Source organism: Stenotrophomonas sp. CC22-02 (genome assembly GCF_004365115.1).
Classification (GTDB): Bacteria; Pseudomonadota; Gammaproteobacteria; order Xanthomonadales; family Xanthomonadaceae; genus Stenotrophomonas; species Stenotrophomonas forensis.
The window spans coordinates 593,251-609,438 of sequence record NZ_SOCO01000001.1 but is presented as its reverse complement, the minus strand read 5'-3'; the positions used below and the strand labels follow the sequence as shown (position 1 = coordinate 609,438).

Annotated in this window: 16 protein-coding genes; 12 read left to right on the top strand and 4 right to left on the bottom strand. The window is 67.6% G+C overall.

The genetic code is table 11. The features are described 5' to 3' along the window. The first annotated feature begins 1 nt into the window (after window position 1). From N440_RS02955 to N440_RS02920, 8 genes are all read left to right on the top strand, one after another. Complete coding sequence (locus tag N440_RS02955; protein WP_133934026.1) at window positions 2-679, top strand: Fe2+-dependent dioxygenase; 678 nt, start codon at window positions 2-4, stop codon at window positions 677-679. Between the two features lie 165 nt (window positions 680-844). Next, window positions 845-1,246, top strand: a complete 402-nt coding sequence (locus N440_RS02950) for a hypothetical protein (RefSeq protein ID WP_133934025.1) — start codon at window positions 845-847, stop codon at window positions 1,244-1,246. 160 nt (window positions 1,247-1,406) lie between these two features. Continuing rightward, the gene (locus tag N440_RS02945) at window positions 1,407-3,827 is read left to right on the top strand and encodes a TonB-dependent receptor (protein WP_133934024.1); all 2,421 of its coding nucleotides are present in this window, start codon (window positions 1,407-1,409) and stop codon (window positions 3,825-3,827) included. A gap of 308 nt (window positions 3,828-4,135) precedes the next feature. Further along, on the top strand, window positions 4,136-4,774 hold the full coding sequence (locus tag N440_RS02940; RefSeq protein ID WP_133934023.1) for a PepSY-associated TM helix domain-containing protein: 639 nt from the start codon (window positions 4,136-4,138) through the stop codon (window positions 4,772-4,774). 27 nt (window positions 4,775-4,801) lie between these two features. After that, the gene (locus N440_RS02935; protein ID WP_006423068.1) at window positions 4,802-5,320 is read left to right on the top strand and encodes a DUF2271 domain-containing protein; all 519 of its coding nucleotides are present in this window, start codon (window positions 4,802-4,804) and stop codon (window positions 5,318-5,320) included. Window positions 5,321-5,395: 75 nt separating this feature from the next. Then, the gene (locus N440_RS02930) at window positions 5,396-6,199 is read left to right on the top strand and encodes a DUF4198 domain-containing protein (protein WP_133934022.1); all 804 of its coding nucleotides are present in this window, start codon (window positions 5,396-5,398) and stop codon (window positions 6,197-6,199) included. Between the two features lie 52 nt (window positions 6,200-6,251). Next, entirely contained in the window at window positions 6,252-7,223 is a 972-nt protein-coding gene (locus tag N440_RS02925) for an FAD:protein FMN transferase (RefSeq protein WP_133934021.1), read from the top strand. Continuing rightward, entirely contained in the window at window positions 7,220-8,824 is a 1,605-nt protein-coding gene (locus N440_RS02920) for a sulfite reductase subunit alpha (protein ID WP_133934020.1), read from the top strand. Before N440_RS02925 ends, N440_RS02920 begins: the two co-directional genes overlap by 4 nt. 110 nt (window positions 8,825-8,934) lie before the next feature. On the opposite strand, the gene N440_RS02915 is transcribed toward N440_RS02920, so the two are convergent. The 4 genes from N440_RS02915 to N440_RS02900 all read right to left on the bottom strand — a co-directional run bounded on the left by N440_RS02915 (window position 8,935) and on the right by N440_RS02900 (window position 12,051). Then, complete coding sequence (locus tag N440_RS02915) at window positions 8,935-9,546, bottom strand: HutD family protein (protein ID WP_133934019.1); 612 nt, start codon at window positions 9,544-9,546, stop codon at window positions 8,935-8,937. Window positions 9,547-9,580: 34 nt separating this feature from the next. After that, the gene (locus N440_RS02910) at window positions 9,581-10,306 is read right to left on the bottom strand and encodes a murein L,D-transpeptidase catalytic domain family protein (protein WP_049457007.1); all 726 of its coding nucleotides are present in this window, start codon (window positions 10,304-10,306) and stop codon (window positions 9,581-9,583) included. Window positions 10,307-10,323: 17 nt separating this feature from the next. Continuing rightward, complete coding sequence (locus tag N440_RS02905; protein ID WP_133934018.1) at window positions 10,324-11,409, bottom strand: L,D-transpeptidase; 1,086 nt, start codon at window positions 11,407-11,409, stop codon at window positions 10,324-10,326. Window positions 11,410-11,760: 351 nt separating this feature from the next. Beyond that, window positions 11,761-12,051 (bottom strand): helix-hairpin-helix domain-containing protein, encoded by a 291-nt coding sequence (locus N440_RS02900; RefSeq protein WP_343133949.1) that lies wholly within the window; start codon window positions 12,049-12,051, stop codon window positions 11,761-11,763. Window positions 12,052-12,287: 236 nt separating this feature from the next. Here N440_RS02900 and N440_RS02895 point away from each other — a divergent pair, with 236 nt between their 5' ends. The 4 genes from N440_RS02895 (at window position 12,288) to murU (ending at window position 15,916) form a co-directional block, all read left to right on the top strand. Next, on the top strand, window positions 12,288-13,781 hold the full coding sequence (locus N440_RS02895) for a M20 family metallopeptidase (RefSeq protein WP_133934016.1): 1,494 nt from the start codon (window positions 12,288-12,290) through the stop codon (window positions 13,779-13,781). 68 nt (window positions 13,782-13,849) lie between these two features. Further along, on the top strand, window positions 13,850-14,119 hold the full coding sequence (locus N440_RS02890; protein WP_053449023.1) for a GlsB/YeaQ/YmgE family stress response membrane protein: 270 nt from the start codon (window positions 13,850-13,852) through the stop codon (window positions 14,117-14,119). Window positions 14,120-14,183: 64 nt separating this feature from the next. Next, window positions 14,184-15,209: a phosphotransferase gene (locus N440_RS02885; RefSeq protein ID WP_133934015.1), complete on the top strand. Its 1,026-nt coding sequence runs from the start codon at window positions 14,184-14,186 to the stop codon at window positions 15,207-15,209. Next, entirely contained in the window at window positions 15,206-15,916 is a 711-nt protein-coding gene (gene murU / locus N440_RS02880; protein ID WP_133934014.1) for an N-acetylmuramate alpha-1-phosphate uridylyltransferase MurU, read from the top strand. The genes N440_RS02885 and murU overlap by 4 nt, the downstream gene beginning before the upstream one ends. Window positions 15,917-16,188: the final 272 nt, after the last annotated feature.

Here is a 16,188-nt window from a genome sequence, read left to right as displayed (position 1 = left end):
CATGCTGCTGCACATTCCCGACATCCTCAGCGCCGAGCAGGTGGCCGATGTCCGCCGCCGGCTCGATGCCGCCGACTGGACCGATGGCCGCGAGACCGTTGGGCATCTGGGCGCACAGGCCAAGCACAACCAGCAACTGCCGGAAGCCTCGCCGCTGCGCCGCGAACTGGGCGAAATCATCCTGGTCGCGCTGGCCCGGCACCCGCTGTTCTTCAGCGCGGCGCTGCCGTTGAAGTACCTGCCGCCGCGCTTCAACCGCTACAGCGGTGGTGGCACCTATGGCTTCCACGTCGATGGCGCGGTGATGAACCTGGCCAACGGCGAGCAGCTGCGCTCGGACATCTCCTGCACCTTGTTCCTGTCCGCGCCCGAGGAGTACGAGGGCGGCGAGCTGGTCATCAGCGATACCTACGGCGAGCACGAAGTGAAGCTGCCGGCCGGCGACCTGATCGTGTACCCGTCCAGCAGCCTGCACAAGGTCAATCCGGTCACCCGCGGTGCGCGCGTGGCCTCGTTCTTCTGGGTGCAGAGCATGGTCCGCGACGACGTGCAGCGCCGCCTGCTGTGGGAAATGGACGGCTCGATCGAACGCCTGCGGCAGACCGGCGGCGACGCCGAGGCGGTGCTGCAGCTGACCGGCGTGTACCACAACCTGCTGCGGCGCTGGAGCGAAGTCTGAGCCGGACATGGCCGGCCCTGCGACATCTTGGCAATCATTCTCATTTGCAACCGCTAACCGCTCTCATTACAATCTCGCCCCGTTGATGCCGGCCCCTGCCGGCAGACGTCCGGGGATTCCTGCTTGCTGCGCCCGCTTCGCCCTCGTCCTCTCATCCATCGCAAGATGGGCACCGCCATGCGCGGCCAGCGTCCTGCGCTGGCCAGCCTGTTGGCGTGGGTGGCGATGCTGGCGTTGCTGCTGGGCACGCTGCCACTGCTGCCGCATGCGCCGGCGCCGATGACCGTGCAGGTGCCGCTGGAAGAGCGCGGCGGCGAAGGCCCGCTGCAGGAAGAAGCACCGGCCAAGCTGCGCCGCTGTGCCGCTGCCCCGGTGAAAACGGCCGAGAAGGCACCTCCGCCATTGCTGCTGGCCAGCCAGTGGCTGCGCACTGAACTCGAACTCGTTCCCGCCACGCCGGCCATGCCCGGCGTGCGCCCGGACTGGCCACTGGCCGCTCCGGATACGCCCTGGGCCGATGCGCCCGGGCGCCGTCAGCAACGCGGCCAGGCGCCGCCGCTCGCCTGATCCACGGCCCGGCGTGACCGCGTGCGCGGTCACCTGCGCGCGCCGCTGCCTGCTTCATTCCCGTCTGCTCCATCCCTGCTGCCCCTGACCGGGCCTTCCGTGCCTGCCGCGCCCGTCGCGCATGGCAATGCACCACCCTGCATCCTTCGAGGTAACTGCCATGGCCCAGCGCCATCGTGTCCGTTCGTCCCTGTCCCGCCCCCTGCTGACCAGCGCCGTGCTGGTGGCCCTTTCCGCCCCCGCCTTCGCCCACGGTGACGCCGCCGGTGCACCGCAGACGCTGGACAAGGTGGTGGTCACCGCGTCCGGCTTCGAACAGAAAGTGATCGATGCACCGGCCAGCATCAGCGTGGTCAGCCGCGAGGAACTGAGCAAGCGTCCCTACACCAACCTGGTCGATGCATTGCGCGACGTCGAAGGCATCGACGTCGGCCTGGAAGCGACCGACAAGAACGGCCGCGCCACCATCTCGATGCGCGGCCTGCCTTCCGAGTACACCCTGGTGCTGATCGATGGCCGCCGCCAGAGCAACGTCGGCCAGCTGTACCCGAACAACTTCGGCGGCGGCCAGTTCGCCTATCTGCCGCCGCTGGATGCCATCGAGCGCATCGAAGTGGTACGCGGCCCGATGTCCACGCTGTACGGCTCGGATGCGATGGGCGGCGTCATCAACATCATCACCCGCCGCAACCAGGACAGCTGGCATGGCGCACTCACCCAGGGCTTCACCGTGCAGCAGGACGACCAGTTCGGCGATGCACGCACCACCGACCTGTACCTCAGCGGCCCGCTGATCAAGGATCGCCTCAGCCTGGCGGTGCGCGGCAGCTACTACGACGCCAAGGCCTCCAATCCGGAATGGGAGGCACTGACCCTGCCCGATGGCACGCTGTGGGAGCGCAGCATCGGCTTCGGTGGCGGTGGCAAGTCGGTGGCCAACACCAACTGGAACACCGGCGTGCGCCTGGATTTCCGCGTCAACGATGACCACGAGCTGTGGCTGGACTACGACGTCTCGCGGCAGAAGTACGACAACAGCGAAGGCCAGACCGGCACGCTGGACAGCCTGGCCAGCCTGTGGCGCGTCGGCAACGCGGTCATTCCCAACCCGAATGGCAGCGGCACGGTCACCCGCCGCGTGGTGCAGCCGCGCGTGGGCTACACCGCCTACCAGCGCTACGAGCGCGACCAGCTGTCGCTGACCCACCAGGGCCGTTACAGCTTCGGCACCTGGCAGACCTCGCTGACCCACAGCAAGAGCAGCAACCTAGGCCGCTCGCTGCCGCTGACCCTGGACGAACGCGCCAACCTGCAGACACTGTGGAATGACGTCTGCCGCCGCACCGGCGCCGCCAACAACTGCGCGGCCGGCCGTGGCAATGCGCTGACCGCCCTCAACCCGAGCGAAATGGCACGCCTGCAGGCGTTCCTGCCGCGCCCGCTGCGCACCATGGAACTGGAAGGCTACGTGCTCGACACGATGCTCGACCTCGACTTCGGCGCACACAAGCTCACTGTCGGCGGCCAGTACAACGACACCGACATGATCGACGGCGTGTTCGGCATGGATGGTGCCGGCTACCGCAGCAACACGAAGCAGAAGCACCGCATGTGGGCGCTGTTCGCCGAGGACAACTGGGCGCTGACCGACACCCTCACCGCCACCTTCGGCCTGCGCTACGACGACCACAACGTGTTCGGCAGCCATGTCAGCCCTCGTGGTTACCTGGTGTGGAATGCCAGCGATGCGTGGACCTTCAAGGGTGGCGTCAGCACCGGCTACAAGACCCCGCGTCCTGACCAGCTGTTCCCGGGCATCACCGGGTTTGGTGGCCAGGGCGTGCTGCCGCTGGTGGGCTCGCCCAACCTGAAGCCGGAAACCAGCACCAACTACGAGCTGGCCGCGTACTACGAAGGCCAGCGCTGGGGCTTCAATGTCACCGGCTTCATCAACAAGTTCGAGGACAAGATCGCCAGCGGCGGCACCTTCCCGAACTGCGAAGTGGCGCCGGCCGGCAGCGGCTACTGCGTGGACATCGGCCCGGGCTGGGCGGCGCTGGGCTACAGCACCTTCACCCAGAGCGTGAACATCGACAAGGCCGAGACCCGTGGCGCCGAGCTCGCCGCGCACATCGATCTGCTCGACACCCTGCAGCTGCGCGGCAACTACACCTGGACCAAGAGCGAGCAGACCAGCGGCGCCGACAAGGGACGCCCGATTGCAGGCACCACACCGGCAAAGCACATGGCCAACGCCAGCCTCAATTGGCAGATCAACGAAGCAGTCAGCCTGTCGTTGATAGGCGAAGGCCGCTACGACCGCTACCGCGACACCCTGCTCGACGCCAATGGCGTCAGCCAAACCCGTTACTACGAGGACTACACCATCTTCCACCTCGGTGGCAGCTGGCAGGCCACGCCGTGGCTGACGTTGAACGCACGGGTCAACAACCTGTTCGACAAGAACTTCGTGTCGCAGTCGTGCCTGCTGATCAGCCAGAGCGAGTTCAACTGCGTGGACGACTATGCGACCAAGGACCAGCGCCGCAGCTACTGGATCTCGCTCAACGCGAAGTTCTGACTTCTGCGGGGCCGGCGCTCCATCCACGCATGGCGTGGATCTACTGGACAGCGGTAGTGCCGGCCGCTGGCCGGCATTGCCCTGCTCTGGTGGGTGCCGACCTTGGTCGGCATTGCCCTGCTCTGGAGGGTGCCGACCTTGGTCGGCACCGCTTCATCCACGCATGGCGTGGATCTACTGATCAGCGACGGTGCCGGCCGCCGGCCAGCGGCCGGCACTACTCGTCAAGAGATACAGAACGACACGCAATTGCGAGCTATTCTCATCAATGATGTAATGAGCAGTCCCCATCCGCCCCGAACCGTGCCGTGAGCCGTCCTGCTTCTTCCACCGTGCAGCAGCAACAGAGCCGTGGCTTCTGGCTGCGCACGCTGCACCAGTGGCACTGGATCAGCTCGGCGGTCTGCCTGATCGGCATGCTGCTGTTCGCGGTGACCGGGCTGACCCTCAACCACGCGGCGAAGATCGAGGCCAAGCCCCAGGTGCAGAACCAGCACCTGGAACTGCCGGACGAGCTGCTGGGCCAGCTGGGCACGCGCGAGGACGGCAACGCGCCGATTCCGCGCCCGGCCCGGCAATGGCTGGACACCCAGCTGGGCATCGCCATTGGCGGACGCCCGGCCGAGTGGTCGGCCGAGGAGATCTACCTGTCGCTGCCGCGCCCCGGTGGCGACGCCTGGCTGAGCATCGATCGCGAAACCGGCGCGGTGGAGTACGAATCAACCTCGCGCGGCGTGGTGTCCTACCTCAACGACCTGCACAAGGGCCGCAATGCCGGCCCGGCATGGGGCTGGTTCCTGGACCTGTTCGCCGTGGCCTGCCTGGTGTTCTGCATCACCGGCCTGTTCCTGCTGCACCTGCATGCGCGGCAGCGGCGCATGACCTGGCCGCTGGTCGGCCTGGGCCTGATGATCCCGCTGCTGATCGCCCTGCTGCTGATCCACTGACTTTTCCCTCGTTCCCGGAGCCGCTCCATGCGCGTCACCCTGACCATCGCCCTCAGCGGCCTGCTGGCCACCTCGCCGGCCTACGCTGCCACCCTCGACATCAACGTCGAAGTGCCCAAGCTCAACGTGGCCGAATACCACCGCCCGTATGTGGCGGTGTGGCTGGAAGGCGCCGACCAGAAGGTCGCGGCCAACCTCTCTGTCTGGTACCAGCAGACCAGCAACAGCGAAGGCCATGGCACCAAGTGGCTGCCCGACCTGCGCCAGTGGTGGCGCAAGAGCGGCCGCACCCTGCAGGTGCCGGTGGACGGCGTGACCGGCCCGACCCGCCCGGCCGGCAAGCACGCGCTGTCGTTCACCGACAAGCAGCCGGCGCTGAAGCAGCTCGCCCCGGGCAACTACACCCTGGTGGTCGAAGCGGTGCGCGAAGTCGGCGGTCGTGAACTGCTGAAGATCCCCTTCACCTGGCCGGCCACCGCCGCGCAGAACGGCAAGGCGCAGGGCGCCACCGAACTGGGCCAGGTCACCCTCGCCGTCAAACCCTGAAAAGGGGACGGAGGGGATTAAGTCGTAATCCCCTCGCCCTTGTCGCACCACCCCGCATCCACTGGAGTCTTCCGCATGAAGCGCACGCTCGTCCTCGCCGCCGCCCTGGCCGCTGCCCTTCCTTTCTCCGCCCTGGCCCACAAGGCCTGGCTGCTGCCCTCGCAGACCGTGATCGCCGGCAACGCGCCGTGGATCACCGTCGACGGTGCGGTCTCCAACGACCTGTTCTACTTCAACCACGTGCCGCTGCGCCTGGAATCGCTGGTGATCACCGCCCCGGATGGCAGCACCGTGCAACCGCAGAACGCGTCCACCGGCAAGTACCGCAGCGTGTTCGACCTGGAAATGAAGCAGCCGGGCACCTACCGCATCGCCTCGGTCAATGACGGCCTGTTCGCCACCTACGAGCAGAACGGCGAGCGCAAGCGCTGGCGCGGCAGTGTCGCCACCTTCGGCGAACTGCCGAAGGACGCGAAGAAGCTGGAAGTGAGCCAGTCGGTCGGCCGCGTGGAGACCTTCGTCACCAACGGTGCGCCGAACGACACCGCGCTGAAGCCGACCAACCGTGGCATCGAACTGGTTGCCGTCGGCCACCCGAACGACCTGTTCGCCGGTGAGGAAGCCACCTTCCGCGTGCTGGTCGATGGCAAGCCGACCGCCGGCCTGGAGTTCGAGATCGTGCGCGGTGCCACCCGCTACCGCAACGCGCAGGACGAGTTGAAGCTGACCAGCGACGCCAAGGGCGAGATCAAGGTGACCTGGCCGGAAGCCGGCATGTACTGGCTGGAAACCGGCACCGAAGACAAGAAGACCTCGGTAAAGCAGGCCGCCAAGCGCCGCCTGAGCTACGTCGCCACGCTGGAAGTGCTGCCGCAGTAATGATGCAGATCGCGATGCCGGGCCAGCCCCGGCATCGCGCCTGCGCACCACCATGACCGATACCCCGCTCGATATCGCCCGCCTCGGTGGCGCCACCATGGGCACCACCTGGAGTGTGTCGCTGGTCGCGTCGCGCCAGCGCGACCTGCACCCGCTGCATGCCGGCATCCAGGCGCGGCTGGACGAGGTGGTCGCGCAGATGAGCACCTGGGAATCCGGCTCGGACCTCAGCCGCTACAACCGTGCCGAGGCCGGCCAGTGGTGCACGCTACCGGCCGAGACGCGCCAGGTGCTGGCCTGCGCACAGGCCATCGCCGCCGCGAGCGAGGGCGCCTTCGACCCCACCCTTGGCCCGTTGGTTGCACTGTGGGGTTTCGGTGCGCATGCCGGTGAACGCCGACAACCCGATGCCGCCACCCTGCAGGCCACGCGCGGACGCTGTGGTTGGCAGCGCCTGCAGTGGCAGGACGATGTGCTGCTGCAGCCGGGCGGGCTGGAACTGGATCTCTCTGCGATCGCCAAGGGCTTCGGCGTCGATCACGTCGCCGCCTGGCTGCGCGCGCAAGGCATCGCTGCGGCGCTGATCGAAGTCGGCGGCGAGCTGGCCGGCTATGGCCGCAAGCCCGACGGCCAGCCATGGCGCGTGCTGGTGGAATCGGCGCCGGAAGAAGACGCGCACACCGAGACCCCGCCACGCGTACTCGCGCTGGACGGGCTTGCGGTGGCCACTTCGGGTGATCGCTGGCACCAGTACCAGGCCGATGGCCAAGCCTACAGCCACAGCCTCGACCCGCGTACCGGCATGCCGGTGCGCCAGGTTGCAGCGGCGGTGACCGTGGTCGCCGACGACGCGATGCATGCCGATGCCTGGGCCACCGCGCTGACCGTGCTCGGCCGCGAGCGCGGCATGGCACTGGCCGAACGCGAAGGACTGGCCGCACGCTACCTGCAACGCGCAGCAGAAGGCCCGCGCGAATTCCTCAGCAGCGCCTTCCAGCGTCTGCTCGACGAGCAGGATGCATGAGCGCACGCCCGTCGCGCGCGTGGCTCGGCAACGCTCTGGTCCTGCTTCTGCTGGCGCTGGTCGGGTGGGCGCTGCTGCGCCTGCACCTGGGCGAGGTCTGGTGGCAAGGTGCGCCCCCGATACGGCAATCGCAGGTCGCGCTGATCGCCACGGCGCTGTACGCACTGGCCTGCACTGCGTTGTGGTGGCGTGGACGCCCGCGCGACGACGCCCCATCGGGCGATACCGCGCCGATCCTGCTGGTCTGGGCCAGCCAGACCGGTTTCGCCCGCGAACTGGCCGAACGCAGTGCCGAGGCCCTGCGTGGTGCCGGCGTGCCGGTGCGTGTGCGCGGACTGCATGAGGTGGACGCAGCACTGCTGACGGCCAGCCAGCGCGCGTTGTTCATCGCCAGCACCACCGGTGAGGGCGACCCGCCCGACCATGCGTTGCCGTTCCTGCGCGGGGTAATGACCACGCCACCGCCGATGCAGCACCTGCACTACGGCGTGCTCGCGCTGGGCGATCGCAGCTATGGCCACTTCTGTGGATTCGGCCATCAGCTCGACCAGTGGCTGCGCCAGCACGGAGCGCATCCGCTGTTCGATGCGATCGAGGTCGACAACGCCGATCCGGCGGCGCTGCGTCATTGGCAGCAGTTGCTGGGACAACTTGGCGGGGGCGCGAATGAACTGCCCGACTGGAGCCCGGCCGAGTATCAGCCGTGGACGCTGCTGCAGCGCCAGCACCTGAATCCAGGCAGCCCCGGTGGTCCGGTGTACTGGCTGCGCCTGCAGCCACCCGCTGGCGCCGCTGTGCAGTGGCAGGCCGGCGACATCGCCGAGATCGGTCCGCAGCACGCTTGCCACAGCGCGCGCGCGTGGCTGGATGCACAAGGCTTCAATGCGGACACCGTGCTGGATGACGGACAGACCCTGCTGGCCCGCGTCGAACGCTCGCATCTGCCCTCGCTGGTCCCTGCCGGGGATCTGCCTGCGTTGCTGGCAACCCTGCAGCCACTGCCACATCGTGAGTACTCGATCGCCTCGGTCATGTCCGATGGCGCGGTGGAACTATTGCTGCGTCGCCAGCTGCGCGCCGATGGCACACCCGGCATCGGCAGCGGCTGGCTGTGCGACCACGCGGCGATCGGCGAACCGGTGCAGCTGCGTCTGCGCCGCAACGACAATTTCCATGGCGTCGCCGCCGATGTGCCGCTGCTGCTGATCGGCAACGGCACCGGCATCGCCGGCCTGCGCGCACATCTGCACGAGCGCGCGCGCGGCGGCGCACGTCACACCTGGCTGCTGTTCGGCGAGCGCACCGCCGCGCACGACTTCCACTTCAGGGAAGAGCTGCATGCGATGCAGGCCGACGGTACGCTGCCGCGGCTGGATGCAGTTTTCAGCCGTGATGGCGGTGCGCATCGCTACGTGCAGGACCGGTTGCTGGCCGAAGCGGCAACACTGCGGCAGTGGATCAACGAAGGCGCGACGATCCTGGTCTGCGGCAGCCTGCAGGGCATGGCCCCAGCCGTGGATGCGGTGATCGAGCAGGTGCTGGGTGTCGAGGGCAAGGAAGCGCTGTTGCTGGCCGGTCGTTACCGGCGCGACGTGTATTGAGGCCGCTGCATCCTGGTGGGTGCGAACCGCCTTCTGGTGGGTGCGAACCTTGGTTCGCACGGTGACGCGGTATCGGCGGCCGCGTCCACGCATGGCGTGGCTCTACCCGGTCATTCCATCATCGCCGGACTCACCCGTATCGCCAGCAGTTCGCCACCGCCCTGCAACGCATGCCGCTGCCGCTCACCGGCCGACAACCACGCCGTATCTCCGGCCTGCAACGGCGGCAAGCCGCTGTCGGCGCCGAACGTTGCATGACCGGCCAACAGGTGCAGCGCCCAGGCCACGCCCGGTTCGCAGAAAAAGAACATCGACCCCACCAGCGGCCGGTGCAACAGCTCGGCCTGCAGCAGATCGCGCTTCCACATCAGGTTGAAGTCGTGGGTGGTGCCATCGACCAGTTCGCCATGCAGCGCTTCCTCACCGGCAAACCGCACGCGGCCATGCGGTGGCAGCACTTCGGCCACGCGGTCATCTTCGAAACGCAGGCGCACGCCATGGCCCTGCAGCAGCACCAGTTCGCGCTCCACGCCGGGGAAGGCAGAGAACGCCGCATCCTGTTCGATCTCGGCCACCGACAGGCGCAATGCCCAGTCATCGCCTTGTGCCGGCAGGCGCAGGATCTCGCGGGTCCAGCCAAGTCCATTCCGCCAGCGTTCGCGGCGATAGTCCAGGCTGGAAATGACCTGGCTCGGAGTGTGCAGCAGGGAGTCGATGTTCATCGGCGCATTGCATCACGCCGCGCGCCGTCGTGCATCACCGCGTGGCGAGCGTGCCCTGGCCACCACACTCGCCGCCCAGCAGCTGCGAATGCTTCAGCCAGTCCTGGTCGGGGTAGTAGGCGAACACCATCGTGCCACCACGCAACGCATCGATCAGCGGCCTGGCCACCGACAGGCGCACCGCCGGGCAGCCCAGGCTGCGGCCAAGCCGTCCCTGCAGCTGCGCGGTGGCCGGGTTCACGTAGGGCGCACCGTGGATGACGATTGCGCGTTCGCGCGCACGGTCGTTGAAGCCCGGTTCCAACCCGGCCAGGCGCAGCGAGTAGCCGTTGCCGCCCATGTAAGTCTCCTGCGCGGTGAACGCGCCGAGGCTGGACATGAAACTGCCGTCGCGGTTGGAGAAATGCTCGGTACGGTTGTCGCCGCTGTTGCGTCCGTGCGCCACCCATTCCTCGAACAGCAGGCGCTGGTGAGCGAGGTCGAACACCCACAGGCGCGGCTCGGTGGACGGCCGCGAGTAGTCGATCACGCTGAGGCGATCACCATTGATGCCCAGCTCGGGCCGCTGCAACGCACAGCGCATGGCGTGCGCCGCCAGCTGCAACACGTGGCGGTCGGCCTTGGGCGCACTGCGCGACAGCAAGGCGGCCAGATCATCGGCACTGGTGGCAAGGGCGGGCGTCTGTGCCAGCGCCGGGGCGCTGGCGGAGGTCGCCAGCAGGCCGAACGCGGCCAGCCGGCACAGGCGGGATGCAGTCATGGGCACAACGGGGAGGCTCAATTACCCTTCAGGGTGGACCCTGGCGGCTCGGATTCCAAGACCGGCTGCATTCCGGATTCAGCCGGGCTTGGGCGGACCGCCGGCAGCGAGGTGACCAGCAGGGTCGTGCCCGGCACCAGCACCTGGTACAGCTGGCGGGCGAAATCGGCCGGCAGCGCCATCGGCAGCGAGGGCGTGGCCAGCAGGTCCGGAGTGGCCTGGGCACGGTCCTGGCCCAGCAGCGGGTAGGCCGTCCACTGGTGCAGGCGCTGGTTCACATCCAGCGGGCTGGGCGTATCGCTGTAGCCCTGCCCCATCACGAACAGGGTGGTGCCCTGGAACGCCGGCAGGGCGTCGGCCTTCAGCGGCGACTCGCCGATCATCACGCCGTCGCGCAATACGTACAGGCGCTGGTCGTGCAGGCTGACCAGGATGCCGACCTGCCCGGCCGGTGCCGCGCTGTCGTTCCACCAGGCCTGCGCCGCAGCCCCACCCTCGGTTTCCGGCAGGGCCTGGCCACGTGCGTTGACCGGCGCCAGCACCGAGGGATACGCCAGCGTCATCGGCGAGCTCTTGGCATCGGCCACCACCACCGTATCGCCACGCTGGGTTTCGCTGAACAGCTTCTGCGCGAAGGCCTGCGGCAGGCGCACGCAACCGTGCGAAGCCGGGTGGCCAGGCAGGCTGCCGCCATGCAGGGCGATGCCATCCCAGGTCAGTCGCTGCATGTACGGCATCGGCGCGCTGTTGTAGAGGTTGGACCTGTGGTCCTTGTCTTTCTGCAGGATGGTGAACACACCGGTCGGCGTCTCGTGCCCGGCCTTGCCCGAACTGATCGTGGTCAGACCGATGGCGATGCCGTTGCGGTACACGTAGGCCCGCTGCTCATCCAGGCTGACCACCAGCACGATCGGGCCGGTCGGCGAGATTTCCGGATGCCACAGGAACTCGCCCGGCTTGAGGTCGGTCGGCCCGCGCACGTCTGCGGTGCTGGCGGCAGCAGCGGTCGGTTTGGCAGCCGGCGTCGGCGCAGCGGCGTGGGCCAGCAGCGGCAGGGCCAGCGCAAGGGCGAACATCAGGGTCGTGGGGCGGCGCGGAAGCATCCAGCGGTGTCCTTTCCATGCGGAGCGGCCACCGTACACCATCGGCCCGTGGTGGCCGCGGCAAAACCGGGCGCCGGAAATGAAACTGCCCGGCGACACAGCCATGTGTCGTACCGGGCAATCGTTACGTCCTTGTCGGCCTGCTGCCGCCCCCTCGCATCCTGCGCTGTGGGGGTAGCGTTGCATCCTGCACGCGGCCGCGTCTGTCCTGTTTGTATCTCAGCCCCTTCCACAGGTCTGTGATGCCACCATCCTGGTGATTGGTGCCGCGTCCTGCGGCGGTCGGTGGTCACGGCCATCCTGTCCGTGTCCGGTGAACCAGCCTCCTGCCGGTTCCGACGATTCCTGCTGTCAGCGCCTCGGTACGGTCCGCACCGGTACCGATCCAGGTACCGGATCCGCTGGCAACAACCTGTTGCCTACGGTGATCCGCTGCCGATTCCGTTCGACGATGGCTTTCCCTATCCCCTTTACCTGCGCCAAGTCCTCGACGCGGTGAAACGGGCCGTGTCTGCGCCGGTGCTCGACGATCGCCTCGGCCTTGGTGGCTCCGACCATCGTCAATCCCTGCTGCAGCGCCTGTGCATCGGCACGGTTGATGTCGATCGGTTCGGCGGCATGCGCCCCCGCGATCCCCACCATCAGCACCAGTGCCCTCAACACGACAAACCAAGGCACGACGTGTATCTCCTTGTGGTTCTGGCCGCCCCGACCGGCATTCCCGTCGGTCGAAACAGTGTCCGTCACCACATGTGCACAGCCTATCGGTTTCCTACATTTCCGTAAGCCAGCCAAATACCCGACGTGATGTAGGAAAAACCCTACCCCGGCACAGGCGTAGAATGGCCGGATCACAGCCCATGCAACCGGAGTTTCAGATGGACAGCGCCAAGCTCGGCCAATTCGTCAATGACAAGTGGGACAGCGAGATCGTCCCGCAATTGGTCGACTACATCCGCATTCCCAACAAGTCGCCGATGTTCGACGCCAATTGGGTGCAGAACGGCTACATGGAACAGGCGGTCACCCTGATGGAGAACTGGGCCAAGGCCCAGCAACTGCCCGGCCTGAAGGTCGAGGTGGTGCGCCTGGAAGGCCGTACCCCGCTGATCTTCCTGGAAATTCCGGCCACCGGCGCCGAAACCGGCGACGACACCATCCTGCTCTACGGCCACCTGGACAAGCAGCCGGAAATGACCGGCTGGGACGACGACCTCGGCCCGTGGACCCCGGTGCTGCGCGGCGACAAGCTGTACGGCCGCGGTGGCGCCGACGACGGCTACGCCATCTTCGGCTCGCTGGCCGCCGTGCTGGCACTGCAGGCCCAGGGCCTGCCGCACGCCCGCTGCGTGGTGCTGATCGAAGCCTGTGAAGAATCGGGCAGCTACGACCTGCCGGCCTACGTCGACCATCTGGCCGACCGCATCGGCAAGCCGTCGCTGGTGGTCTGCCTGGATTCGGGCTGCGCCAACTACGACCAGCTGTGGTGCACCACCTCGCTGCGCGGCCTGACCGGCGGCAACTTCACCGTGAAGGTGCTCAACGAAGGCGTGCATTCCGGCGATGCCTCCGGCGTGATCCCGTCCAGCTTCCGCCTGCTGCGCCAGATCCTGTCGCGCATCGAGGACCAGGACACCGGCCGCATCCTGATCGACGGCATGAACGTGGAAATCCCGGCCGAGCGCCAGGCCCAGGCCAAGCGCGCTGCCGAAGTGGTCGATACCGAGATCTTCGAGAAGTTCCCGATGGTCGACGGCCTGCGCCCGATGAACGAAGACCTGACCGAGCTGGTGCTCAACCGCACCTGGCGCCCGGCGCTGTCGGTCACCGGCGTGGGCGGCATGCCGCCGCTGGAATCGGCCGGCAACGTGCTGCGCCCGCAGACCTCGGTGAAGCTGTCGCTGCGCCTGCCGCCGACCGCCGATGGCAAGACCTGCGGCGAACTGCTGAAGGAAGCGCTGCTGCGCGATCCGCCGAACGGCGCCCACGTCACCCTGGACCTGGAGAAGGCCTCCACCGGCTGGAACGCTCCGGCCATGGCACCGTGGCTGACCCAGGCCATCGACGATGCCAGCCAGGCCTTCTTCGGCAAGCCGGCGATGTACATGGGCGAAGGCGGTTCGATCCCGTTCATGGGCATGCTGGGCGAGAAGTTCCCGGGCGCCCAGTTCATGATCACCGGCGTGCTCGGCCCGCACTCCAATGCGCATGGCCCGAACGAGTTCCTGCACATTCCGATGGGCAAGAAGGTCACCGCCTGCGTGTCCAAGGTGATCAGCGAGCACTACGCCGCCAGCCTGCGCGGCGAGACCAGCGGTTCGCCGGTGGCCGCCGACAGCGGCACCCGCCACGGCGACCACGGCTGCTGCTGATCCGGCGCCCGTGACGGACGCAGCCTGGCCTTGCTAGGCTGCGTCCACCCTTAGCGGAACGCATGCACATGAATGGTCTGTTCGGCAGCAGCAGCTGGCTCTACATCATCCTGGTCGGCTTCTTCGTCGGCCTGCTTGGGCGCTTCTTCATGCCCGGCAACAACCGCATGGGCTGCCTGCTGACCATTGTGCTGGGCATTCTCGGCGCGCTGCTGGCGGGCTGGTTCGGCCAGTACATGGGCTGGTACGCCCCCGGTGAACCGGCCGGTTTCCTCGGTGCCGTGCTCGGCGCGATCGTCGTGCTGGCGATCCTGCGCCTGTTCAGCGGTCGTCGCTGACGCTGATTCCCCCTTCCTTTCTGTTCCCGACGTTGGCGCGCCCGGCGCGCCCGGATATGCCCGCATGACCGAACCCGCCTCCGATCCCCAGCGCAGCGCGCAGCGCCTGCAGTGGGCCCGTATCCAGCTGGATGATGCCAACGCCGTGGTCGAACGTGCCTCGGTCGATGCCGGCATGCGCAGCTATTGGCGCACCACCAGCGCGCGCGGCAGCCACATCGTGATGGATGCGCCGCCGGGGCTGGAAGATCCGCGGCCGTGGCTGCGCATGCGCGGCCTGCTGCACGACCACGGCCTGCGCGTGCCTGCACTGCTGGCGCAGGACCTGGACGCCGGCTTCCTGCTGCTGGAAGACCTTGGCGGCCCGACCCTGGCGAAGATCCTCGACGAGCGCAATGCCGATGAGTGGTTCGGCCGCTCCATGGAACAGCTGCTGCGCCTGCAGGCGATCCCGGTGCCGGCCGACTTCGGCCAGTTCGGCGAAGCGCTGCTGCAGCGTGATGCCGGCCTGTTCGACGAATGGTTCCTGCAGCGTCACCTGCAGCTGGAGCTGGACTGCGGCGAGATCGAAGGCCTGCAGCTGGTGCACCGCCGGCTGATGGACAACGCGCTCGGCCAGGCCCAGCTGATGACCCACCGTGACTACATGCCACGCAACCTGATGCCGGTCGACAACGGCCCGGCCGTGCTGGATTTCCAAGATCTGGTGCGCGGCCCGATCGCCTACGACGCGGTGAGCCTGTTCAAGGATGCGTTCCTGAGCTGGCCGCTGCAGCGCGTGGACGAATGGCTGGCGCAGTACCACGCGCGCGCACGCGCTGCCGGCCTGCCGGTGCCCGACCGCGCCACGTTCCTGCGCGACGCCGACTGGATGGGCATCCAGCGCCACGTGAAGATCCTGGGTCTGTTCTGCCGCCTGCGCTACCGCGACAACAAGGGCCACTATCTGGACGACGCGCCGCGCTTCATCGATTACCTGGATGAAGTGCTGCCACGCTACCGCGAGCTGGCGCCGCTGCAGCAGCTGCTGGAAGACCGCATCAAGCCGGCGCTGGCCGAGCTGGCCGCACCGATGCGCGTGGCCCGATGAAGGCGCTGATCTTTGCCGCTGGCCTTGGCGAGCGCATGCGTCCGCTGACCCTGCATACGCCCAAGCCACTGCTGGACGTGGCCGGCAAGCCGCTGATCGTCTGGCATCTTGAGCGCCTGGCCGCGCTCGGGGTGCGCGAGGTGGTGGTCAACACTTCATGGCTGGCCGAGCAGTTTCCGGCAGCGCTGGGTGATGGCAGCCAGTGGGGCCTGCACCTGTATTTCATGTACGAAGGACAGACCCCGCTGGAAACCGGCGGCGGCATCCTCAACGCAGTGCCGGTCTTGGGTGATGCGCCGTTCCTGGTGGTGAACGGCGACATCTGGACCGATTTTGATTTCGCCACGCTGCCGCGCGAGCCGCAGGGCCAGGCGCATCTGGTGCTGGTCGACAATCCCGTGCAGCACCCGCACGGTGACTACCGGCTGGACGCGCAGGGCGTGCTGCATCACGACCGCGAAGGCCCGTGCCTGACCTATGCCGGTATCGGTGTATACCGCCCTTCGATCGTGGCCGATTGGCGCGCGGTGATCGGTGATGCCCCGGGCAGCGAGCGGCTGCCGCCGAAGTTCTCGGTGGTGCCGCTGCAGAAGCATTTCATGGCACAGGGACTGATGACGGGACAGCATCATCGCGGGCGCTGGACCGATGTCGGGACGGTGGATCGGCTGCGCGCGCTGGATGTTGAGTTGGCGGCGAACGGCTGAGCCCCTCGTGGTTGGTCGCTTTCAGAGCAGATGCCATGCTTGGCCGGGCGGGGTAGGTTCGTTCGCGGGGGACGCCGTGAACCCGTCCCTGGGGGCTTGGCCGCGGCATCCATGCCGCGGACACCCCCGCGAACCCACCCCGCCCGGCCTCTGACAGTTTCCGTGTGCGTCCAGCCACGGAAAAGAAAAAGAAAGGCAAAAGCGGGTCGCATCGCTGCGCTCGCTCGCATGTGTCGACCAAGGTCGACACCCACCAACAGCCGCGGGAATCT